Genomic DNA, 22,876 nt, shown 5'->3' on the forward strand with positions numbered 1-22,876 from the left:
TCTGTAAATCTTTGGAGAATACTCTTTAAAAATCATTCGTAATCCCCTACAATAGAAGTAATTCGTGAAATTTTCAGAAAAAATGCGCGGCTCTGATTTCCTTCAGAGCTTTGTTTTGCCACATGCAGAAAACGTTTACAAAAAACATTCTAATGAGGTGATTTAATGGACATGCAGCCAATTCCAGCTCGATCAGGCAATCACAACATGGAAAACTACAAGCAGACGTATGAAAATTTTCAGTGGGACGATGCAAAGCAGCATTTTACTTGGAACGACACCGGACGGGTCAATGCCGCTTATGAAGCGATTGACCGCCATGCGGAAAACCCGGACAAGAAAGATCAGCCGGCGTTGATTTATTCCGCACCGGACAGGGAGGAAACGCTGAGTTTCTCAGACCTGAGCAGAAAAAGTAACCAATTTGCCAACGTGTTGAAAAAACACCATATAGAAAAAGGGGACCGCGTCTTCCTTTTCATGCCGAGAAGCCCGGAATTTTATGCGGCTTTCTTTGGCATTTTGAAGGTGGGAGCGATCGCAGGCCCGTTGTTTGAAGCCTTTATGGAGCAGGCGGTCCGGGATCGTCTGGAGGACAGCGAAGCGACGATGCTGATCACGACACCGGATTTGCTGGAGCGTGTACCGGCCGATGATCTGCCGCACTTGAAGCAGATTGTCCTTGTGGGCGGGGAAGCGCCTGGCAACTACATTTCCTATGAAGAGGAAATGAAGGCCGCCTCTGAATCTTTTGATGTGGAATGGGTCGACTTGGAGGATGGAATGCTCCTTCATTATACTTCCGGCTCAACAGGAAAGCCGAAGGGTGTCTACCACGTTCACAATGCGATGATCCAGCACTATCAAACCGGAAAATGGGTGCTCGATCTGAAGGAAGGCGACGTGTACTGGTGTACCGCCGATCCCGGGTGGGTGACCGGTACAAGCTACGGAATATTCGCCCCGTGGCTCAACGGAGTGACCAACGTGATCCGCGGTGGACGTTTCAGCCCGGATGACTGGTACGGGACAATTGCGGCCTATGATGTGTCGGTATGGTATTCGGCGCCCACAGCCTTCCGTAAATTGTTGAGTGCTGGTAAAGAGGCGGCAGGAAAGCATGACTTATCATCACTCCGACATGTATTGAGTGTAGGAGAACCATTGAACCCTGAAGTTGTGACATGGGGATTATCCGCCTTTGATCTGCGGATCCATGATACGTGGTGGATGACGGAGACCGGCGGGATGCTGATCTGTAACTATCCGGCAATGGATATTCGACCGGGATCGATGGGTAAGCCGTTCCCGGGTATTGAGGCCGCCATCGTAGATAACGAAGGAAACGAACTCCCGGACAATCAGATGGGGAACCTCGCTGTTAAAGAAGGATGGCCGTCCATGATGCGTGCCGTCTGGAACAACCCCGGAAAGTACGAAAGCTACTTCCTGAACGGCTGGTACGTCTCCGGAGACAGTGCTTATAAGGATGAAGATGGCTACTTCTGGTTCCAGGGCCGTCTGGATGATGTGATCAACACGTCCGGCGAACGCGTAGGGCCTTTTGAGGTGGAAAGCAAACTGATTGAACATGAAGCGGTGGCAGAAGCAGGGGTCATCGGTAAACCCGATCCAGAGCGGGGCGAAATCATTAAAGCCTTTATAACACTGCGGGATGGATACGAGCAGTCCGATGAGCTGCTGGAGGACATCCGCCAGTTTGTGAAAAAGGGACTCAGCGCCCATGCCGCCCCTCGTGAAATCGAAATCAAGGACACGATACCGAAAACGAGAAGTGGTAAAATCATGCGGCGGTTATTGAAGTCGTGGGAGCTCGGGCTTCCGACAGGTGATACGTCCACATTAGAAGAATAAGCAGGAAAAGCACAGCCTTCCGCTGTGCTTTTCTATTTGTCGTTTCACGTGGAACGATGACGTTTTATGTAGAAAAATCAGTGTAGACAGCAGGTGGATAGAATGGAAAAACAATCAACGCAATGGATGACAGAGACGCTGGAAACCGTCCAGTGGTTTGTGTTTCTTCTGGCAAGTGCTGTCGCCCTGCCGATCGTGATCGGCTCTTTGTTCGGCCTTTCCTTTCCGGAGGTTGCCGGGTTGATGCAGCGGACGTTATTTGTAGTAGGGGCGGCATCCTTTCTTCAAGGAGTGATCGGTCATAAGCTTCCGATCATGGAAGGTCCGGCCGGTATTTGGATCAGTATTTTTGCCGTTATGGCTTTCAGTGGAAAACAGAACGGGGATACCTATATGGAGACGCTTCAAGTGCTGGAGGGGACGATGCTGTGGACCGGACTGTTTTTAGTTTTATTCGGCTTGTTCAAATTGTCCCACCGGGTTTTGTTCGTCTTTACCCCTTTTGTGACCGGCGCTTTTTTATTTATGCTGACCGTTCAGTTGAGCGGGACCTTTCTTGAAGGGATGCTCGGCCTTCAGGAAGGAGCGGAGGGTATTGACGGGACAGATGCGTGGACGGCTTTTGTCACGCTTGCCCTTGTTCTCGGGCTTTCTATCACTGGGCGGGGATGGATGAAAAGTTTTGCTGTCCTGATTGGGATCAGCGCAGGATGGGTATTGTATGAAATAGCTGTTCCGGCGAAGGGCGTTGAATCTACAGCCGTCGAGTGGTTTGCCCTTCCCGAAGTTTTTGCCTGGGGACCGCCGGCCATGACTCTCGGTACTCTTCCCCTGGGATTGATTACTGCCGTGATTCTACTGTCGAATTTAGTGGCTTCGGTCATCGCTGTCAGCCAGACCATATATGGAAAGCCCCGGTATACATATGAGCAGATCAACCGGGGGAGCGGCTTTTTGGGCATCAACCACGGCCTGACCGCCCTTTTTTCTGCGGTGGCCAACGTCTCGCTGGCTTCCTCCTCCGGATTTATGCAGCTGACTGGACAGAAACGGAAGCAGCCGTTCCTTTATGCTTCCCTGCTCCTGACCGGTCTGTCTTTCTTTCCGCCTGTGGTCAGGTTCATATCTTCTGTGCCTGCTCCGGTGGCGAATGCAGCGCTTTTAGCCACGTTTGTACAGTTGATGGGCCTCGGTTTGTCGAACTTGACGATGGAACCCCTCGATCAGCGGAAACTGACGATTCTAGGCCTGTCTTTTCTGCTCGGGATCGGACTGATGTTTCTGCCGCCGGACGTCTTCACAGGACTCCCGGGTGTGCTGCAGAATCTTCTAAGCAATGGACTTCTCATTGGAACAGTACTCGTCATTACATTGAACCAGTTATGGAAGGAACCAAATTAATTATCCCGGCTTATGGGATGGATAGAGGAAGTGTATTTTATGGCTGAAGAAATCAAAGACATCATCGGTATCGGTATCGGGCCTTTCAACCTTGGACTTGCCGCACTTGCCGACCAGACGGACGAAGTGGACGGTTTGTTTTTTGAACAGACAATCGAGTTCAACTGGCATCCGGGCATGCTCATAGAAAAAATGGATCTTCAAGTTCCGTTTTTGGCCGACCTTGTAACATTTGCTGATCCGAAGAGTCCTTATACATTTATCAATTACCTGCACGAACACAACCGTATGTTTCCGTTTTTCTTTCACCGCCACTTTGAAATTCCAAGACAGGAGTTCAATCATTATATGCAGTGGGTGGCTGGTCAGGTGGATGGCCTGCACTTCGGTCATACGGTTATAGATGTGATCGATCATAACGAAGAAAAGACGCCGCACTATGAAGTGATTGTCGAAGAGACGACGACCGGTGAAAGAAAGCATTACCGGTCCAGGCACGTCGTGATGGGGACTGGGAACGAACCGATCGTCCTGGATGGCATGGACCGCCTACCGAATGAAGATGTGCTTCATACGAGCCGTTACCTGTTCCAAAAGGATCAGCTGCTGAAGTCGCGCCATGTTGCGGTTATCGGCTCCGGTCAAAGTGCACTTGAAGTTTTCCTCGATCTATTGGAGGAGCAGGAGCGCAGTGATATGAAAGTGACGCTTTTGACGAGATCGGGCGGATTGTTCCAGCTCGATACGGCAAAATTTGCCCAGGAGATGTTTACTCCTGATTATGTGGATTATTTTCATAGTCTGAGCTTTGACCAGCGGAAAGAAGCGTTAAGTACGCTTGATCCGCTCCGTAAAGGGATTGCTCCGGACACGCTCACACGGCTTTATACAAAACTGTACCACCGGACGACAGCGATGGAAGACAGCCGTGTCCTTATCCAGCCGATGACAGAGATCAACGGTATTGAAGCGTCAGAAGAGGGGGGCTATGATCTTCAGTGCCGCCAGTGGCAGGAGGAGTATGACTATACGTATCATGCCGACAAAGTGGTGTTTGCCACCGGCTACAAGCCTCATCTTCCTTCATGGTTTATGGACCGCTATAAGGATCAGGTCGAATGGGAAGCCGATCAGATGTATAAGGTGTCCCGTGACTACCATCTGGAATTCAAGGACGGCCGTGATCATCACTTCTTCACCTTGACGAACCTGGTGCATTCCCACGGAGCAGGGGCGACGAACCTCGGCCTTTCCGTTCACCGCAATGTTCATATCATCAACACCATTGCCGGCAGGGAAGTGTATAAAAATCAAAAGGATACCACATTCCAGACCTTCTCCATGAAGCATCCGAAGTAACCTGAACCTGTCACCGGTGTTTAAAAGCCTGCCAAACGGGAAGACAATCTATGGAAAAAATAATGGACAAATCTTTCAAGGAGTTGAGTTTTCATGAGTAAGATTGCATGTCTCGTAACGTCCCATTTTGAAGATGTCGAATATACACAGCCGGCGGATGCCTTTTCCAAGGAAGGTCATGAAGTGACAACCATTGAATGGGAAGCCGGAAAAGAAGTGGAAGGCAAGCAGGGAGAAGCCTCGGTCAAAATCGATACGTCCATTGATGATGTAAAACCGGAAGACTTTGATGCCTTGTTCATCCCGGGCGGATTTTCCCCGGATATTCTCCGCGGAGATGAGAAGTTCGTTTCCTTCGCTAAACACTTTATGGATGAGAAGAAGCCTGTCTTCGCCATCTGCCACGGACCTCAGCTGTTGATTACAGCTAAAACACTGGAAGGCCGTACAGCTACAGGGTTCAAATCCATCGCTGTCGATATGGAGTATGCGGGCGTGGATTATAAGGACCAGGAAGTCGTCGTCTGTCAGGATCAGCTGGTGACCAGCCGACAGCCGGATGACATCCCTGCCTTTAACCGCGAAGCATTGAAACTTCTTAAATAATCTGCGTCACCATGGGGCCGCGGGGGATTCTCCCCACGGCTCTTTTTCTATCAATCGGATCCAGCGGTGGTGAGTGGTCGTGTGATCCTATATAATGGAAGGACAAGTCTGCCTACATAATGGATGAAGAACTAGGAGGATCGTTTATGATTGTTATTGAAAAGACGGACCACTTCATCATGATACCCCAGCACGAACATGCCGGCATTTCAGGAAGCCTCGTTGATCATTGGAAAAATCATTTTCTGCTGCGCTCGAAGCTGAGGGAAGAAGCGGACTGGGCCATCCGTCAGCATGACCGGGCCTGGATTCCTTTGGATGAGAAGCCTTTATGGAATGAAGAGAAGAACCACCCGTATACGTTTGTCGATTATCCGCTCCAGGAAAAACTCCAGGCTTATGAGCGTGGGATTGGAGAAGTGGCTTCCCAGTCCTTTTATGCAGGGATGCTGTGCAGCATGCATTATGCCTCCTTCTTTCAGGAGGACAGCCATGATCCTGTGATTGTCGAATTCCTGAAGCAGGAGGAGAAACGGCGGAAGGATTTGTATGAATGGATGGAAATGGACATTCCCTACGACGTCTATCATCTTCACTTCAAACGCCTTCAGTTCTGTGATGATCTTTCTTTGTATGTGTGTATGCAGGAACCGGGAACACCGAAGGAAGAGGAAATCCCGTGGTTTAAGGACGGGTTCAGACAGACGTTCGATTTTGCGCCGGAGGGGATATATCCGCAGTGGGACAGCGCACGTCAGGTCGTCCTCGATCCGTTTCCATTTGAACAGTCCTTCCATGTGCAGATTCCTTACCGGAGAGTATCGAAAGAGGACATCCAGCGCCGTGGATTGACCAAGGCTTTCCAGGAGGCTGATATTGATCCGGTCACGGTCACCTTTGTTGGAAAAGAAGAAAAGCCGCCTCTCTCATGAGAAGCGGCTTCTTTTATGGATTTTTTTTCACGCTGAATTGATTGCTGAGAAGGACCCAGTTCTGGGGGAAGGATAGTCCGAGCTTCCAGTAGCTGATTCCAAGCAGGTTCTTTTCCTTAATCAGATCGAATTTCTTTTGTATGGATCTGGCGTCTTCGAACCACACCTCATGCTTTTTTCCATCTCCATCCGTATACGTGAAATAGGGGGCCTGCTCCTTCTGGTCGTATGAAATTGCCACATTATTTTTCCGGGCTGTCTGAATGGCCTGCTGCGGACTGAGGGCTTTGGCGAATTCTCCCCCGGGTTCGTACGGAAGCGTCCAGTCATATCCATAGAGGTTCTGGCCAAGCAGAATTTTCTGAGCCGGCATTTCCGACAATGCATAATTCACAACATCTGTGACAGGGCCGATCGGAGACACGGCGCGTGGCGGACCGCCGCTGTATCCCCATTCGTAGGTCATCAAGACGACGAAGTCTACGATTTCCCCGTGGGCTTTATAATCGTGGGCTTCATACCAGTCGCCTTTCTGGTCGGCACTCGTTTTAGGAGCGAGCGCTGTCGAAATGAGCAGTCCTTCCTTGGATAGACGCTGTTTTGCTTTGCGAAGAAATTGATTATAGGAATCTTTCATATCCGGAGGAAGGAATTCCATATCAAAATGGACATCCTTGAATCCTACCTGTTTCGTAATTTGAATGATTTCATCGAGCAGTTTGTCTTGAAGGGCCTCGTCGCTGAGAATTGTTCTGCCCAATTCTGCACTGAACCCGTCATCAGCCAGGTTGGTGACGACCATCATGAGAGTCGCATCGTTTTTCCTGGCAATTTCCTTGAAATTGTCGAGCGGAGGTGCTTTTAATGTGCCGTCCTCCTGGATTTCATAGCTGAAGGGGGCCAGATAAGTCAGGTTCACGGCCCGGCTCTCTGCTGACTGCCGGAGGGTGTCGGAGACGGTTCCTCCATAGGGTTCAATGTACGCATTGCTCGTAATCGGTGTCGGGGGCTGGTCCGGAATATAAAGCCGCAGCCCGACAGCGAGAGCGCTGTCCGTATTCAGTCCATTGACGGCTGCCAGGCGATCCGCCGTCATATTGAATTGTTCAGCAATCGTATATAAACTGTCTCCCGACTGAACAAAATAGTATTGTCCGACGATAGGAACCACAAGAGCCTGACCGATGACAAGTTCTCCCGGCGTCTCTAATTCGTTTGCTTCGATGATGTCGTTTGGCGTACTATCATAAAGACGGGCGATCGAATACACAGAGTCTCCCTCTTGAACAATATGAATCTGCACATGTCTCACATCCTTTCTCATCCTTTATCAATGTATGAAACAAAAAAACGGATTTATTCTTAAAATCCATTTCTGGATTCGAGGAACAGGATTTTTTCTATCAGTCTTTCTATAGGAAAAGGAGGTGGTCCGGATGGAAGATGAGCACTTTATGGAGCTTGCCATGGTGGAAGCGGAAAAAGCAGAGGCGGAAGGAGAAGTGCCGATTGGTGCTGTTATCGTCAAAGACAATCAGGTGATTGCTTCCGGGTACAATCAGCGCGAACAATCCCAGCGCGCTTCTTCCCATGCCGAATTCATCGCAATTGAGCGTGCCAATGAGCATGAGGGCAGCTGGCGTCTGGAAGACTGCACGTTATATGTGACCTTGGAGCCCTGCCCCATGTGTGCAGGAGCCATTCTGCAGTCGAGAATTCCCCGGGTCGTATACGGAGCGGCCGATCCTAAAGCCGGCTGTGCCGGAAGCTTGTACCAGCTTTTGGAGGATAATCGTTTCAACCATCGATCTGAAGTTGTGCCCGGTGTTCTGGGAGAAGCATGCGGGGAGATGCTGTCTCATTTTTTCCGCAGCCTCCGGTCGAAGAAGAAAAAGAAACCGGCTGTAGATAATTAACAGTATGAAACCATTGCATTTTCTGCTGAAAATCGCTATACTTGTTTATGCCGTGCTAAGCGGGGAGGTAGCGGTGCCCTGTACTCGCAATCCGCTATAGCGAGGCCGAATTCCCACCCGAGGTGGCACAGCTTTAAGGTCTGCCTTATGTGAGTGGTGTTGACACTCAGGTCCTGCGCAATGGGAACCAGTGAACCCTGTCAGGTCCGGAAGGAAGCAGCAGTAAGCTGACCCTCCCGTGTGCCGCGGGAGTGCCTGGGTCGAGCCACAACCATAAGTAACGCTTAGGGCTCTGCCATCGAAGGTGGGTGCACGGCATTACATAAGTCGTACACACATGATTCACATATAAGGGGAGCCGTTATGATACGTTCATAACGGCTCCTTTTTTCTATCATTTATAGACGATCCCCCTGACTGTCTTCTTGTCTGCCGGTAATGGTTCACAGCAGGAATGTCTATCAGGTATAATGGGAATGAAACTAAAAAGGGAGAACGGTTTTATGAGCTACCAGGCTTTATATCGTGTATGGCGTCCCCGGGATTTTGAAGGTGTCGTTGGGCAATCGCACATTACGCGGACACTGCAGAACGCAATAGTACAGGAAAAGTTTTCACATGCGTATTTATTTTCCGGACCCAGGGGGACGGGAAAAACGAGTGCGGCCAAAATTTTCGCAAAGGCCGTCAACTGCGAACGCTCCCCTGTGAAAGAGCCGTGTAATGAATGCGATGCCTGTCTTGGCATCCAGGATGGCTCCATCTCTGATGTCATAGAGATTGACGCTGCTTCCAACAACGGGGTGGAGCAGATACGTGAAATCAGGGACAAGGTTAAATATGCCCCGAGCGCGGTGCCGTACAAGGTCTACATCATTGATGAGGTTCACATGCTTTCCATGGGTGCGTTCAACGCCCTTTTGAAAACATTGGAGGAACCTCCAAAGCACGTGATCTTCATTCTGGCGACGACTGAACCGCACAAAATTCCGTTGACGATCATATCCAGGTGTCAGCGGTTTGACTTCAAACGAATTTCCCAAAAGTCGATGGTCGACCGGATGGTGAAAATCACAGCAGCGGAAGAGATTGCCGTGGTCCCTGAGGCTTTGGAAATCATTGCTCTAACGGCAGAAGGCGGCATGCGTGATGCCTTAAGTTTGTTGGACCAGGCCGTTTCCTACAGTGAAGAGGAAGTGACGATGGACGATGTCCTGGCTGTGACGGGGTCCGTATCGCAGGCAAAGCTTACCGCTGTCTTGAGAGCCTTGAACGATCAAGAAGCCAGATCAGCTCTGGAAGCGGTGGATGATCTGATCCAGCAGGGGAAAGATCCGGGCCGTTTTGTTTTCGATCTTATCTATTATTTAAGAGACCTTCTGCTGTATCAAAGTGCTCCGGACCTTGAACAGAACCTGGAACGTGCCATTCCGGATGATTCGTTCCGGAACCTTTCCACAGAGCTCACACCCGGATGGATTCAGCAGGCGATCCGTGAATTGAATCACTGTCAGCAGGAAATGAAATGGACGACAAGTCCGAAAGTCTTCATAGAAATCGCCATGCTGAACATGGTCGAAGTACAGGCAGGTCCTCCGTCAGCACAGGCGGTTGATTCCAGTGCTGTCGAAAAGCTGTCCGGGAAAATCCAGGAGCTTGAAAAACAGCTGGCAGCTCTAAAGGAAAGCGGACCGGCGCCTCAGGCTTCTGCCCAGCCTGCTAAAAAACGTGCGCCTGCAAAATCAGGAAGAAAAGGGTATAATGTTCCATATGAGCGGATCAGGCAGGTCCTGAGTGAAGCTTCGAAGGAAGAGATTAAAAATATCCAGAGTCGCTGGGCTGACTTTATGGAGGCGCTCAAGCAGCAGAATGCGCCGGCTCATGCGACACTGTTAAACAGCAAACCGCGGGCTGCATCACCGAAGGCGCTCGTCCTGGCTTTCCGCTATGATATTCACTGCTCCCTGGCTCTGGAGCATCAAAAGACGATCGAACCCCTTTTGACGGAGTATGCAGGAAAGCCGATGACAATCATTCCGATTCCTGAACAGAATTGGCAGGAACTGCGAGAGGAATATGTCCGGAAGCAGAAACAGGCTCCGGATGAAGTGCCGGAAGTGGACGGGGAGGAAAACGGAGAAAGTACGCCGCAGGAGCCCCAGGAGGACCCGCATATTTCAGAAGCCCGAAAACACTTCGGGGATGACCTGATTGAAATCCAGGACTAACAATCCCACAAGGAGGAATGCCCCATGCGTGGTGGTGGAAACATGAACAATATGATGAAACAGATGCAGAAAATGCAGAAGAAAATGATGAAGGCTCAGGAAGAGCTTTACGAGATGACTTTTGAAGCTTCTGCAGGAGGCGGTATGGTTAAAGTGGCGGCAAACGGGAAAAAAGAAATTACCGATGTTGTCATTGATGAGGAAGTAGTCGATCCGGATGATGTGGAAATGCTGCAGGACCTTATCATTACGGCGACGAATGATGTCATCAAGCAAGTGGACGATAAGACTAATGATACTATGGGACAATTCACGAAAGGGATGCCTGGAGGAATGTTCTAGGAGGAATTCTCATGTATTACCCGGAACCAATATCAAAACTGATTGACAGTTTTACAAAGCTGCCAGGGATCGGTCCGAAAACGGCGGTCCGCCTGGCTTTTTTCGTGCTGGAGATGGAAGAAGACGACGTGCTGGACTTTGCCAAGTCCCTCGTCAATGCCAAGCGTGAACTGACCCACTGCTCGATCTGCGGCCATATTACAGACCAGGATCCATGTTCCATCTGTCAGGATGAATCAAGGGATGAAAAACTGATATGTGTGGTGCAGGATCCCAAGGATGTAATCGCCATGGAGAAAATGAAGGAATTCAGTGGGAAGTACCATGTCCTTCACGGGGCGATTTCACCAATGGACGGGATTGGACCTGAGGATATCAATGTCGAGAGTCTAATCAACCGGCTTAAGGATGAAGGAGTCGAGGAACTGATCCTGGCGACGAATCCGAACATTGAAGGGGAAGCCACAGCGATGTATATCTCCCGCCTTGTTAAACCTTCAGGGATTCGGATGACAAGGATCGCCCACGGACTTCCAGTCGGCGGCGATTTGGAGTATGCCGATGAAGTAACGTTGTCGAAAGCGCTGGAAGGTCGGAGAGAACTATAGAAGAAGGTGATGGATTTGTTCGGTAAACAGAAGAAGATTAAAAAAGAAATGGATCAGGAGCTTCTCCTTCGTATCAGGAAGATGAAACACGAATGGGAAAGCTTAAACACCATTATCGAACAAAGCATTGAACCGAGTGAAGAAGGTTTGAACGATCTGGCTTTAGTCAAAGCGAAGTATTTCTATCTATTAAGAGAAGCAAGATACAGAGGAATCAACGCATTATCCTGAACCTTTGTACTAGCCCCCTGTCTGATTTCATATACTGTTCCCAGAGCAGTTAATCAGACAGGGGGTTTTTTATGGATCCGATACTGGTCGTATTATTGTTGAGTCTCGCTGTACCTCTTTTGTTAATCACCGGCATGCCTGTGAAGCCGTTGAAGTGGTTGGGGGCTGGGCTTACGCGGTTGATTGTAGCCGTTATTCTTCTGTTTTTTGTGAATCTGTTTGGAGCGCAGTTCGGGCTGCATATTCCAATCAATGGATTTACAGCCGGTGTGTCCCTTCTTTTAGGGCTTCCGGGTGTACTGTCGTTAACAGCCATTCATATCTGGGTTTTATAAAAGCGGCGGGTTTCCTGCCGCTTTTATTTGTGGAACAAAAAGAATATGAGAAAATAACGAAAAACTATTGCGTTAGGTTCGTATCCGTGATAAATTATTACTTGTCGCTTTAAGAGAGCGGCGCGGTGTTGAAAAACGCCAAAACGAATCATGAAAAAAGTTGTTGACACAAACGGCTTCCCATGATAAATTAGTATTTGTCGCCAAAAACGACAGCCAAACGCTTTCTCAACTTAACGAAAAAAAGTTGTTGACATGAAAAACAACACATGTTAAGATGATTAAGTCGCTGTTTTCAAACGGCCGACAACATTTGATCTTTGAAAACTGAACGAACCAACCAGTACGTCAAAACATTTCTTCTTTAATGAAGAAATTTGAAACAAGCACATTCGGTGTGCAAATGAGCAAGTCAAACTACTTTTATGGAGAGTTTGATCCTGGCTCAGGACGAACGCTGGCGGCGTGCCTAATACATGCAAGTCGAGCGCGGGAAGCGAGCGGATCCCTTCGGGGTGAAGCTCGTGGAACGAGCGGCGGACGGGTGAGTAACACGTGGGCAACCTGCCTGTAAGATCGGAATAACCCCGGGAAACCGGGGCTAATGCCGGGTAATACTTTTCTTCGCATGAAGATAAGTTGAAAGATGGCTTCTCGCTATCACTTACAGATGGGCCCGCGGCGCATTAGCTAGTTGGTGAGGTAACGGCTCACCAAGGCAACGATGCGTAGCCGACCTGAGAGGGTGATCGGCCACACTGGGACTGAGACACGGCCCAGACTCCTACGGGAGGCAGCAGTAGGGAATCTTCCGCAATGGACGAAAGTCTGACGGAGCAACGCCGCGTGAACGATGAAGGTCTTCGGATCGTAAAGTTCTGTTGTCAGGGAAGAACAAGTACCGTGCGAATAGAGCGGTACCTTGACGGTACCTGACGAGGAAGCCCCGGCTAACTACGTGCCAGCAGCCGCGGTAATACGTAGGGGGCAAGCGTTGTCCGGAATTATTGGGCGTAAAGCGCGCGCAGGCGGTTCCTTAAGTCTGATGTGAAAGCCCACGGCTCAACCGTGGAGGGTCATTGGAAACTGGGGAACTTGAGGACAGAAGAGGAGAGTGGAATTCCACGTGTAGCGGTGAAATGCGTAGATATGTGGAGGAACACCAGTGGCGAAGGCGACTCTCTGGTCTGTTTCTGACGCTGAGGTGCGAAAGCGTGGGTAGCAAACAGGATTAGATACCCTGGTAGTCCACGCCGTAAACGATGAGTGCTAGGTGTTAGGGGGCTTCCACCCCTTAGTGCTGAAGTTAACGCATTAAGCACTCCGCCTGGGGAGTACGGCCGCAAGGCTGAAACTCAAAGGAATTGACGGGGGCCCGCACAAGCGGTGGAGCATGTGGTTTAATTCGAAGCAACGCGAAGAACCTTACCAGGTCTTGACATCCTTGGACCTCCCTAGAGATAGGGATTTCCCTTCGGGGACCAAGTGACAGGTGGTGCATGGTTGTCGTCAGCTCGTGTCGTGAGATGTTGGGTTAAGTCCCGCAACGAGCGCAACCCCTAATCTTAGTTGCCAGCATTCAGTTGGGCACTCTAAGGTGACTGCCGGTGACAAACCGGAGGAAGGCGGGGATGACGTCAAATCATCATGCCCCTTATGACCTGGGCTACACACGTGCTACAATGGATGGTACAAAGGGCAGCGAAGCCGCGAGGTGTAGCAAATCCCATAAAACCATTCTCAGTTCGGATTGCAGGCTGCAACTCGCCTGCATGAAGCCGGAATCGCTAGTAATCGCGGATCAGCATGCCGCGGTGAATACGTTCCCGGGCCTTGTACACACCGCCCGTCACACCACGAGAGTTGGCAACACCCGAAGTCGGTGAGGTAACCTTTTTGGAGCCAGCCGCCGAAGGTGGGGCCAATGATTGGGGTGAAGTCGTAACAAGGTAGCCGTATCGGAAGGTGCGGCTGGATCACCTCCTTTCTAAGGATATTACGGAAACGTACTGTGTTGGTTGTTCAGTTTTGAGAGATCAAAGCATCTTTCAAATTTGTGAACCTTGAAAACTGGATAAGGAATTATGACTCATCTAGCGATGAGATCATGATGACAAGACATCTAATTGATTTATATAAACGTCTTTTCACGAAGATAGTTAAGTGAATAAGGGCGCACGGTGGATGCCTTGGTACTAGGAGCCGATGAAGGACGGGACTAACACCGATATGCTCCGGCGAGCCGTAAGCAGGCTTTGACCCGGAGATTTCCGAATGGGGAAACCCACTGTTCGTAATGGGACAGTATCCTATACTGAATACATAGGTATAGGAAGGCAGACCCGGGGAACTGAAACATCTAAGTACCCGGAGGAAGAGAAAGCAAACGCCATTTCCCAAGTAGCGGCGAGCGAAACGGAATCAGCCCAAACCAGAAAGCTTGCTTTCTGGGGTTGTAGGACACTCCTTTGGAGTTATCAAGGAGGAAGATAGACGAATCGATCTGGAAAGATCAGCCGAAGAGGGTAACAGCCCTGTAGTCGAAATCTTCCTCTCTCCGGAGTGGATCCTGAGTACGGCGGAACACGAGGAATTCCGTCGGAATCCGGGAGGACCATCTCCCAAGGCTAAATACTCCCTAGTAACCGATAGTGAACCAGTACCGTGAGGGAAAGGTGAAAAGCACCCCGGAAGGGGAGTGAAATAGAACCTGAAACCGTGTGCCTACAAGTAGTCGGAGCCCGTTAATGGGTGACGGCGTGCCTTTTGTAGAATGAACCGGCGAGTTACGACCGTATGCGAGGTTAAGCAGCAGAAGCGGAGCCGCAGCGAAAGCGAGTCTGAACAGGGCGAATGAGTATGCGGTCGTAGACCCGAAACCGTGTGATCTACCCATGTCCAGGGTGAAGGTCAGGTAACACTGACTGGAGGCCCGAACCCACGTAAGTTGAAAATTACGGGGATGAGGTGTGGGTAGGGGTGAAATGCCAATCGAACACGGAGATAGCTGGTTCTCTCCGAAATAGCTTTAGGGCTAGCCTCAGAATAGAAAGTCATGGAGGTAGAGCACTGATTGGACGAGGGGCCCCTATCGGGTTACCGAATTCAGTCAAACTCCGAATGCCATAGACTTTGTTCTGGGAGTCAGACCGTGGGTGATAAGGTTCATGGTCGAGAGGGAAACAGCCCAGACCGCCAGCTAAGGTCCCAAAGTGTGTGTTAAGTGGAAAAGGATGTGGAGTTGCTTAGACAACCAGGATGTTGGCTTAGAAGCAGCCATCATTCAAAGAGTGCGTAATAGCTCACTGGTCGAGTGACTCTGCGCCGAAAATGTACCGGGGCTAAACACACCACCGAAGCTGCGGATTGATCTTATGATCAGTGGTAGGAGAGCGTTCTAAGTGCTGCGAAGTCAGACCGTAAGGACTGGTGGAGCGCTTAGAAGTGAGAATGCCGGTATGAGTAGCGAAAAAAGAGTGAGAATCTCTTTCACCGAATGCCTAAGGTTTCCTGAGGAAGGCTCGTCCTCTCAGGGTTAGTCGGGACCTAAGCCGAGGCCGAAAGGCGTAGGCGATGGACAACAGGTTGATATTCCTGTACCACCTCCTTTCCGTTTGAATGACGGGGGGACGCAGGAGGATAGGGAGAGCGTGCCATTGGATGTGCACGTCCAAGCAGTGAGACGGTCGGAATAGGCAAATCCGCCCGACAACGTCAAGCTGTGATGGGGAGGGAACTATAGTACCGAAGCTCCTGATTTCACACTGCCAAGAAAAGCCTCTAATGAGGAAAGAGGTGCCCGTACCGCAAACCGACACAGGTAGGCGAGGAGAGTATCCTAAGGTGAGCGGGAGAACTCTCGTTAAGGAACTCGGCAAAATGACCCCGTAACTTCGGGAGAAGGGGTGCTCCTCTGCCGAGGAGCCGCAGTGAAAAGGCCCAAGCGACTGTTTACCAAAAACACAGGTCTCTGCGAAGCCGTAAGGCGAAGTATAGGGGCTGACACCTGCCCGGTGCTGGAAGGTTAAGGGGATGCGTTAGCTTATGCGAAGCGTTGAACCGAAGCCCCAGTAAACGGCGGCCGTAACTATAACGGTCCTAAGGTAGCGAAATTCCTTGTCGGGTAAGTTCCGACCCGCACGAAAGGTGCAACGACTTGGGCACTGTCTCAACGAGAGACCCGGTGAAATTATACTATGTGTGAAGATGCACATTACCCGCGACAGGACGGAAAGACCCCGTGGAGCTTTACTGCAGCCTGATATTGAATGTTGGTACAGCTTGTACAGGATAGGTAGGAGCCTTGGAAACCGGAGCGCCAGCTTCGGTGGAGGCGCTGGTGGGATACTACCCTTGCTGTACGGACATTCTAACCCAGGACCGTAATCCGGTCCGGAGACAGTGTCAGGTGGGCAGTTTGACTGGGGCGGTCGCCTCCTAAAGAGTAACGGAGGCGCCCAAAGGTTCCCTCAGAATGGTTGGAAATCATTCGCAGAGTGTAAAGGCACAAGGGAGCTTGACTGCGAGACCTACAAGTCGAGCAGGGACGAAAGTCGGGCTTAGTGATCCGGCGGTACCGTATGGAAGGGCCGTCGCTCAACGGATAAAAGCTACCCCGGGGATAACAGGCTTATCTCCCCCAAGAGTCCACATCGACGGGGAGGTTTGGCACCTCGATGTCGGCTCATCGCATCCTGGGGCTGTAGTCGGTCCCAAGGGTTGGGCTGTTCGCCCATTAAAGCGGTACGCGAGCTGGGTTCAGAACGTCGTGAGACAGTTCGGTCCCTATCCGTCGTGGGCGTTGGAAATTTGAAAGGAGCTGTCCTTAGTACGAGAGGACCGGGATGGACACACCGCTGGTGTACCAGTTGTTCCGCCAGGAGCATCGCTGGGTAGCTACGTGTGGTCGGGATAAGTGCTGAAAGCATCTAAGCATGAAGCCCCCCTTGAGATGAGATTTCCCTCTGCTTCGAGCAGATAAGATCCCTCAGAGACGATGAGGTTGATAGGTCCGAGGTGGAAGCGTGGTGACACGTGGAGCTGACGGATACTAATGGATCGATGACTTATCTATATATACTTCGTGAATGATGTTTTAATCAATAGTTGTTTCCTTATCCAGTTTTGAGGGTTCACCTCAAACTTTATATTGATGTGGTGGTGAAGGCGAAGAGGTCACACCTGTTCCCATGCCGAACACAGCAGTTAAGCTCTTCAGCGCCGATGGTAGTCGGGTTTACCCCCGTGAGAGTAGGACGCTGCCACGTCACACAAAACCTTCAGGATTGTCCTGGAGGTTTTTTTCTATCTTTTTTTGCATGTACATAGACCTTGAAAGTATAAGATTCATAGTTTTGGACATACTAAGGCTGTAGCATTTAAATCGCACGGAAAGAGGGGGATAGCGATGAGTAGGAAAGATCGATGCAGCATTTGTGAGAGGAAAACCGACCAGGGATTATATTTATTGAAAATTTATATCTGCGAAGCCTGTGAATCAGAAATAAAAGACACACCGGCGGATGATCCGAAGTATGTGCATTTTGTGAAGAAAATGGCAGAGGCACAGAAGTCCATGATTCCCTCCTGACGTATGGTGACTTGTACCAACAATGATCTTGAAGTGGTTTGTCTTTACCAGTAGAAAAAGATCGCGGATTCTCAAGCCGTGCGGCCGGTGGATACCAAGGCTTCACTTACCAGACGGGCATCGCTGATGCTTGGAACATTATCAAATGATCATTTGAAAAGGAAGATTTTCTGTTAAACAGAAGGTCTTCTTTTTTTCTGTTTCAAATTTATAGAGTAAAAGGACAGACTTGCTCTTTAAACCCTGCAGGGGTCGGCAAATCTTCGGTGGATTGCCTGAGGAGGCGATCTCCGGTAGTGTAGAGGAAGAAGAAAGGATGGAGTGCGCGTGAATTTAAAATCGACGCCTCTTTATGAGGCGCTGCAGAAAAATAGAGAGAAAGAACCGATTTCTTTTCATGTTCCAGGTCATAAATACGGGCAGATATATAAGGGAGAGGATACCGGCTTTCTTGGACTGGATGCGACAGAAATCAGTGGATTGGACGATCTGCATGCTCCGGAGGGCGTCATACGCGAGGCGCAGGACCACGCGGCTCGTTTTTTTGGAAGTGAAGAGACGTTTTTCCTCGTGAATGGTACGACGGTTGGAAATATGGCGCTCCTCTTAACAGTCTGCGGGCCGGGTGATGAAATCATCGTGCAGCGGAACTGTCATAAATCTGTTCTGAATGGTATAGAACTGGCGGGAGCAAAACCAGTATTCATTGCCCCTGAATATGAGGAGGATACGGGCCGCTACAGCCGGGTCACACCATCGTCTATCCAAAAAGCGCTCGACCAATATCCGGACAGCCGTGCTGTTTTTTTAACCTATCCCGATTATTTCGGCCGGACGTATCCTTTGAGAGAGATCGCTTCCGTTGTCCACAGCCGGGATATTCCTCTGCTGATTGATGAAGCTCATGGTGTTCATTTTCATTTAGGACCTCCATTCCCGGAGCCGGCCTTAAAAGCGGGGGCCGACGCCGTCGTCCAGTCGGCCCATAAAATGGCCCCGGCGATGACGATGGCTTCTTACCTGCATATAAAGGGGTGCCGCGTCTCTTCAGCCCGTCTGCGCCACTACCTGCAGATGCTTCAATCAAGCAGTCCTTCCTATCCATTGATGGCGAGTCTTGATCTGGCAAGGGATTACTTACAGCAGTGGTCTACAGAGGATCGGAAAACGCTTGTTTCTTTCATTAAGGATGTGCGGGCAGTATTTGAAGGTTATCCGGAGCATTGGCGTGTTCTTCCCATCACTCCTTGGGACGATACAATGAAGATCATTCTTGAGCCTGAGACGAACACAGGCTTTGCTGTAGCTGATGTATTGGAAAAGCAGGGACTGGTCCCCGAGATGGCTTCAACGGACCAGGTGCTGCTCGTGTTAGGGCTGGAGCCTTATTTTTCCTTGGCTAACTTAAAGAAACAACTGGCTTTCGTCGATAACAAATTAAAAAAGACGGAAAACCATGCTACAATAAAGCAAGATCAAATATCGTTTCCACCTATTCAAACATTGGAATGGAGTTATTGGGAGATGAGGGAAAAACCGGTCGTTCTTATGGACTGGAACGAAGCGGAAGGACAGGCAGCCGCCGAAGCCATCATCCCTTATCCACCCGGAATCCCTTTGATACTCAAAGGGGAACGCCTTTCCAGTACACATATCCAGGCCGTCCACTCTTTGGTGGAGAAGGGCGCACGTTTTCAGAACTTAGATATGGCAACAGGGGTGCGAGTGTTTAAAGGAGAATGATTGTGAAGGGATTGTTTGTAACATTTGAAGGCGGCGATGGGGCTGGAAAGTCATCCATGCTGAAAGAAATCGCCGCTGAACTTCGGAGTGAGGGATACCCGGTCATGGAAACTAGGGAACCGGGTGGAATCCGTATTGCAGAAAAAATTAGAGAAGTCATCCTGAATCCGGACCATACAGAAATGGATGCACGGACAGAGGCACTGTTGTATGCAGCAGCCCGGAGGCAGCACCTTGTTGAAAAGGTTTTACCCGCTTTAGAGAAAGGGAGCATTGTATTGTGTGACCGTTTCGTCGATTCCAGTCTGGCCTACCAGGGTGCTGCCCGGGGGCTTGGTATGGAAGAGGTCTATCAAATCAATGAGTTTGCGATAGAAGACTGCATGCCGGACCTGACTCTGCTGTTTGATATAAACCCGGAAGAGGGTCTCGACAGGATTGCACAGAACAAAGGACGGGAACAGAACCGTCTCGATTTAGAACATCTTGCTTTTCACAAAAAAGTCCACGAGGCTTATGAGGAACTTGCCGCACGCAGTAAAGACCGTATTCAAATCATTGATGCCGGCCGGTCGTTCGACGAAGTGAAAAAGGACGCCTCAAGAATTCTACGTGCGTCCTTACCCTCATAATCCTTCCGCGATTTGTTATAATAGGAGAAAACACCCAAACAGGAGGGCTGTTCTCATGAAAATGATTATTGCGGTCGTCCAGGATAAGGACAGCAGCCGTTTAAATGATGCGTTATCCAAAAATGACTTTAAAACAACTAAACTTTCGACCACCGGTGGTTTTCTCAGGGAAGGAAATACGACATTCATGATCGGCTGTGAAGATGATCACGTCGATCGTGCCCTCGATATCATCAGGGAAAATTGCAGCCAGCGCGAACAGATGGTGGCACCGATTTCTCCAATGGGGGGGAATGCCGACTCGTACATTCCGAAACCTGTGAAGGTGGAAGTCGGAGGAGCGACGGTGTTCATCTTACCTGTCGATTCCTTTTTCCATTTTTAAGAGGCTCTTATGAAAATCAATCAGGATATAAGAGCAAATGTGGAAGGCCCTGTTAAAAACACAGGAAAGATACCTCAGGGAAACCGGACGTTCGGTACGATCATCCAGACCCAGACTCAGCAGCTGCAGCAGAATCAGCTGGACCGGCTTGTGGAGACGATTACGGCCCAGGGGGAACGCGTTGCGCGCTCCCGTTCCTTCAGGGATCTTGCTAAATATAAACGTCTCATCAAGGATTTCATTAAAGAATCCGTGCAGTACGGCACAAACCTCAAGCAGTCCCAGCAATGGAGTCCTCATGGACAGACGCGCAGGCTTACGCTCATTGAAACCATTGATGAGCAGCTTCTGGAACTTACGGAAATGGTGATGGATCAGGAGAAGCGTTCGGTCGACCTGCTTGGATTGATGGGTGAAATGAAAGGTCTGCTGATTAATCTTTACACATAAGGACGGTATGTACATGCAGACGTGGCAGGATATGAAACAATTACAGCCGTTAGCGGCTCAGATGCTGGTCAACAGCTTCAAGAAAGACCGCATCTCCCACGCCTATCTATTTCAGGGAGATCGCGGCACTGGAAAAAAAGAAATGAGTTTACTATTTGCGAAAAGTATTTTCTGTAAAAATAAAGACGGGGCGGAACCGTGTCAGAACTGCCGCGACTGCCACCGTATCGATTCGGGGAACCACCCCGATCTGCACTGGATAGAACCGGATGGACAGTCTATTAAAAAAGACCAGATCCTTCATCTGCAAAAGGAATTCACATACACAGGACTGGAGTCCAACCGTAAAGTCTATATCATTGTGGATGCAGAAAAAATGACCGTCAACGCGGCGAACCGCCTGTTGAAGTTCCTCGAGGAGCCGAGCCGGCAGACAACCGCGATGCTGTTAACGGAAAACGGCGCCACGATTCTGGATACTATCCGATCCAGATGCCAGCTGCTGGCTTTTCAACCGCTCCAGGCGCATATCATGGAGAAAAAATTAATTGAAGAAGGCGTTTCCAACTCAAACGCCCGCCTGCTTGCGGCTTTGACGAATAACATGACGGAAGCACTGGAGATGAATGAGGATGAGTGGTTTGCGAATGCTAGAAAAATAGTGATACAATTAATTGAAGTGCTTCAAAACAAACCAAATGAAGGACTTTTGTTTATCAACCATCAATGGATGCCTCACTTTAAGGAACGCACCCAGCTGCAGCGCGGTCTTGACGTGCTCATACTCTGGTTTCAGGATATGATCCATCAACTTTTGGACCGGGAAGATTCGATCGTTTTCATTTCAGAGAAAGAGAAATTGAACCAGTCGGTCATGAGATGGTCACGACAGTCGGCAGCCAGAGGTCTTTCCAGCATTCTTGAGGCAAAACGAAAGATAAATCAAAATGTCCATCCTAATTTAGTGATGGAACAACTTACCCTTCAACTACAGAGGTGATGATCGTATGATCGAAGTTGTAGGTGTCCGATTTAAACAAGCCGGTAAGGTCTACTACTTTGATCCAGGTGGACTGCGTATGACGACGGAAGACTACGTCATTGTGGAAACGGTCCGCGGGATTGAATTCGGAAAAGTTGTCATTGCTAATAAATCCATAGATGAAGAAGATGTGGTGTTACCTCTTAAGAAAGTGATCCGCATGGCGGATGACAAGGATAAACTCACCGTGGATGAAAACAAAGACAATGCTCAAAAAGCCTACCAGGTTTGTGTGAAAAAAATCCGTGAACATAAATTGGACATGAATCTTGTCGATGTTGAATATACATTTGATCGCAATAAAGTGATCTTTTATTTTACTGCCGATGGACGCGTCGATTTCCGGACACTCGTCAAGGATCTCGCGTCTGTTTTCAAAACGAGAATCGAGCTTAGACAGATCGGTGTCCGTGACGAAGCCAAGATGCTCGGCGGCATCGGTCCCTGCGGAAGAATGCTCTGCTGTTCTACGTTCCTCGGGGATTTCGAGCCTGTATCTATTAAAATGGCCAAAGACCAGAATCTGTCGCTCAACCCAGCCAAAATTTCAGGCCTCTGCGGCCGCTTGATGTGCTGTCTGAAGTACGAAAATGATGATTATGAAAATGCGAAAAAAGAGCTTCCGGATCTCGGTGAGAATATATCAACTTCTTATGGGAAAGGCAGAGTGGTCGGTCTCAACATGCTTGAACGCATGGTTCAGGTTGAATTCCGCGAGAAGGAACGTGTATTGGAGTATTCCCTTCAGGAACTGATTGATGAAGGCGTCCTTCAAACCGAAGCCTCAGAATAAAAGGGTGAAGTCGACCGTGAATAAGAAAGCCATTTTTGAACAAGTATCCCATTTCGAAAGCCAGATCGGCGAGTTGTATGAACAGCTTGGAGATCTGAAAAAGCAGCTGGCCTATCTATTGGAAGAGAACCAGCATTTATCGCTTGAGAATCATCATCTGCGGCAGCGGTTGGAAAAGGAAAATGAGAAACAGGAGACCCCTTCCTCACCCTCGTCGAAACAGGACAAAGGCACGGTCGTCGGAGAAGGCTATGATAATCTGGCCAGACTCTATGAAGAAGGCTTTCATATTTGTAATCTGCATTTCGGCAGCCCGAGAGACGAGGATTGCTTGTTCTGCCTATCATTTTTGAATAAAAAGAAATAAATCCAGGTCCAGGCCCTTTCCTTGCTCGTTCGAGGAAGGGC

20 protein-coding genes, 3 rRNA genes and 1 other RNA gene are annotated in these 22,876 nt (G+C 49.5%); 23 read left to right on the forward strand and 1 reads right to left on the reverse strand.

Going from position 1 to position 22,876, the window contains the following annotated elements; genetic code table 11:
- The first annotated feature begins 165 nt into the window (after positions 1-165).
- The 5 genes from acsA to ACXAD6_RS18620 all read left to right on the forward strand — a co-directional run bounded on the left by acsA (position 166) and on the right by ACXAD6_RS18620 (position 6,173).
- Positions 166-1,875 (forward strand): acetate--CoA ligase, encoded by a 1,710-nt coding sequence (acsA, locus tag ACXAD6_RS18600; RefSeq protein WP_474970174.1) that lies wholly within the window; start codon positions 166-168, stop codon positions 1,873-1,875.
- 102 nt (positions 1,876-1,977) lie between these two features.
- Positions 1,978-3,276, forward strand: coding sequence for a purine/pyrimidine permease (locus tag ACXAD6_RS18605; RefSeq protein ID WP_474970175.1), 1,299 nt, complete (start codon positions 1,978-1,980; stop codon positions 3,274-3,276).
- 39 nt (positions 3,277-3,315) lie between these two features.
- Complete coding sequence (locus tag ACXAD6_RS18610; protein ID WP_474970176.1) at positions 3,316-4,635, forward strand: lysine N(6)-hydroxylase/L-ornithine N(5)-oxygenase family protein; 1,320 nt, start codon at positions 3,316-3,318, stop codon at positions 4,633-4,635.
- 93 nt (positions 4,636-4,728) lie between these two features.
- The gene (locus ACXAD6_RS18615; protein ID WP_027955832.1) at positions 4,729-5,241 is read left to right on the forward strand and encodes a type 1 glutamine amidotransferase domain-containing protein; all 513 of its coding nucleotides are present in this window, start codon (positions 4,729-4,731) and stop codon (positions 5,239-5,241) included.
- Between the two features lie 146 nt (positions 5,242-5,387).
- Entirely contained in the window at positions 5,388-6,173 is a 786-nt protein-coding gene (locus tag ACXAD6_RS18620; protein WP_474970177.1) for a DUF3891 family protein, read from the forward strand.
- A 13-nt stretch (positions 6,174-6,186) separates the two neighbouring features.
- On the opposite strand, the gene ACXAD6_RS18625 is transcribed toward ACXAD6_RS18620, so the two are convergent.
- Positions 6,187-7,476, reverse strand: a complete 1,290-nt coding sequence (locus ACXAD6_RS18625) for a glycosyl hydrolase family 18 protein (RefSeq protein WP_474970462.1) — start codon at positions 7,474-7,476, stop codon at positions 6,187-6,189.
- A gap of 133 nt (positions 7,477-7,609) precedes the next feature.
- Between ACXAD6_RS18625 and tadA the strand changes: the two genes are divergently transcribed.
- From tadA to yabA, 18 genes are all read left to right on the forward strand, one after another.
- Positions 7,610-8,089, forward strand: a complete 480-nt coding sequence (tadA, locus tag ACXAD6_RS18630; RefSeq protein ID WP_474970178.1) for a tRNA adenosine(34) deaminase TadA — start codon at positions 7,610-7,612, stop codon at positions 8,087-8,089.
- Between the two features lie 50 nt (positions 8,090-8,139).
- Positions 8,140-8,405: signal recognition particle sRNA large type (ffs, locus tag ACXAD6_RS18635), an RNA gene on the forward strand.
- 187 nt (positions 8,406-8,592) lie between these two features.
- Positions 8,593-10,317, forward strand: coding sequence for a DNA polymerase III subunit gamma/tau (dnaX, locus tag ACXAD6_RS18640; protein WP_474970179.1), 1,725 nt, complete (start codon positions 8,593-8,595; stop codon positions 10,315-10,317).
- 24 nt (positions 10,318-10,341) lie between these two features.
- Positions 10,342-10,659, forward strand: coding sequence for a YbaB/EbfC family nucleoid-associated protein (locus ACXAD6_RS18645; protein WP_474970180.1), 318 nt, complete (start codon positions 10,342-10,344; stop codon positions 10,657-10,659).
- An 11-nt stretch (positions 10,660-10,670) separates the two neighbouring features.
- Complete coding sequence (gene recR / locus ACXAD6_RS18650) at positions 10,671-11,267, forward strand: recombination mediator RecR (RefSeq protein WP_027955826.1); 597 nt, start codon at positions 10,671-10,673, stop codon at positions 11,265-11,267.
- Between the two features lie 15 nt (positions 11,268-11,282).
- Entirely contained in the window at positions 11,283-11,498 is a 216-nt protein-coding gene (locus ACXAD6_RS18655) for a YaaL family protein (RefSeq protein WP_474970181.1), read from the forward strand.
- A gap of 71 nt (positions 11,499-11,569) precedes the next feature.
- On the forward strand, positions 11,570-11,833 hold the full coding sequence (locus tag ACXAD6_RS18660) for a pro-sigmaK processing inhibitor BofA family protein (protein WP_474970182.1): 264 nt from the start codon (positions 11,570-11,572) through the stop codon (positions 11,831-11,833).
- Positions 11,834-12,255: 422 nt separating this feature from the next.
- Positions 12,256-13,820: ribosomal RNA gene (locus ACXAD6_RS18665) — 16S ribosomal RNA — on the forward strand.
- A 170-nt stretch (positions 13,821-13,990) separates the two neighbouring features.
- Positions 13,991-16,907, forward strand: a 23S ribosomal RNA gene (locus ACXAD6_RS18670).
- Positions 16,908-16,986: 79 nt separating this feature from the next.
- A 5S ribosomal RNA gene (gene rrf, locus ACXAD6_RS18675) occupies positions 16,987-17,100 on the forward strand.
- Together the 16S, 23S and 5S rRNA genes form the textbook arrangement of a ribosomal RNA operon.
- A gap of 140 nt (positions 17,101-17,240) precedes the next feature.
- Complete coding sequence (locus ACXAD6_RS18680) at positions 17,241-17,423, forward strand: sigma factor G inhibitor Gin (protein ID WP_474970183.1); 183 nt, start codon at positions 17,241-17,243, stop codon at positions 17,421-17,423.
- A gap of 327 nt (positions 17,424-17,750) precedes the next feature.
- Positions 17,751-19,166, forward strand: a complete 1,416-nt coding sequence (locus ACXAD6_RS18685) for an aminotransferase class I/II-fold pyridoxal phosphate-dependent enzyme (RefSeq protein ID WP_474970184.1) — start codon at positions 17,751-17,753, stop codon at positions 19,164-19,166.
- A 2-nt stretch (positions 19,167-19,168) separates the two neighbouring features.
- Entirely contained in the window at positions 19,169-19,798 is a 630-nt protein-coding gene (gene tmk / locus ACXAD6_RS18690) for a dTMP kinase (protein WP_474970185.1), read from the forward strand.
- A 55-nt stretch (positions 19,799-19,853) separates the two neighbouring features.
- A complete protein-coding gene (locus ACXAD6_RS18695) occupies positions 19,854-20,183 on the forward strand; it encodes a cyclic-di-AMP receptor (RefSeq protein ID WP_474970186.1) in 330 nt (109 codons plus the stop codon).
- A 9-nt stretch (positions 20,184-20,192) separates the two neighbouring features.
- Positions 20,193-20,633: a YaaR family protein gene (locus ACXAD6_RS18700; RefSeq protein WP_474970187.1), complete on the forward strand. Its 441-nt coding sequence runs from the start codon at positions 20,193-20,195 to the stop codon at positions 20,631-20,633.
- A gap of 13 nt (positions 20,634-20,646) precedes the next feature.
- Complete coding sequence (gene holB, locus ACXAD6_RS18705) at positions 20,647-21,633, forward strand: DNA polymerase III subunit delta' (protein WP_474970188.1); 987 nt, start codon at positions 20,647-20,649, stop codon at positions 21,631-21,633.
- A 7-nt stretch (positions 21,634-21,640) separates the two neighbouring features.
- On the forward strand, positions 21,641-22,468 hold the full coding sequence (locus ACXAD6_RS18710) for a PSP1 domain-containing protein (protein WP_027953500.1): 828 nt from the start codon (positions 21,641-21,643) through the stop codon (positions 22,466-22,468).
- A gap of 16 nt (positions 22,469-22,484) precedes the next feature.
- Positions 22,485-22,835 carry a DNA replication initiation control protein YabA gene (gene yabA, locus ACXAD6_RS18715; RefSeq protein WP_474970189.1) on the forward strand — a complete coding sequence of 117 codons (351 nt, stop codon included), beginning with the start codon at positions 22,485-22,487 and terminating at the stop codon, positions 22,833-22,835.
- The last annotated feature ends 41 nt before the right edge of the window (positions 22,836-22,876 follow it).

It is taken from the genome of Halobacillus sp. ABH2_015 (assembly GCF_056158945.1).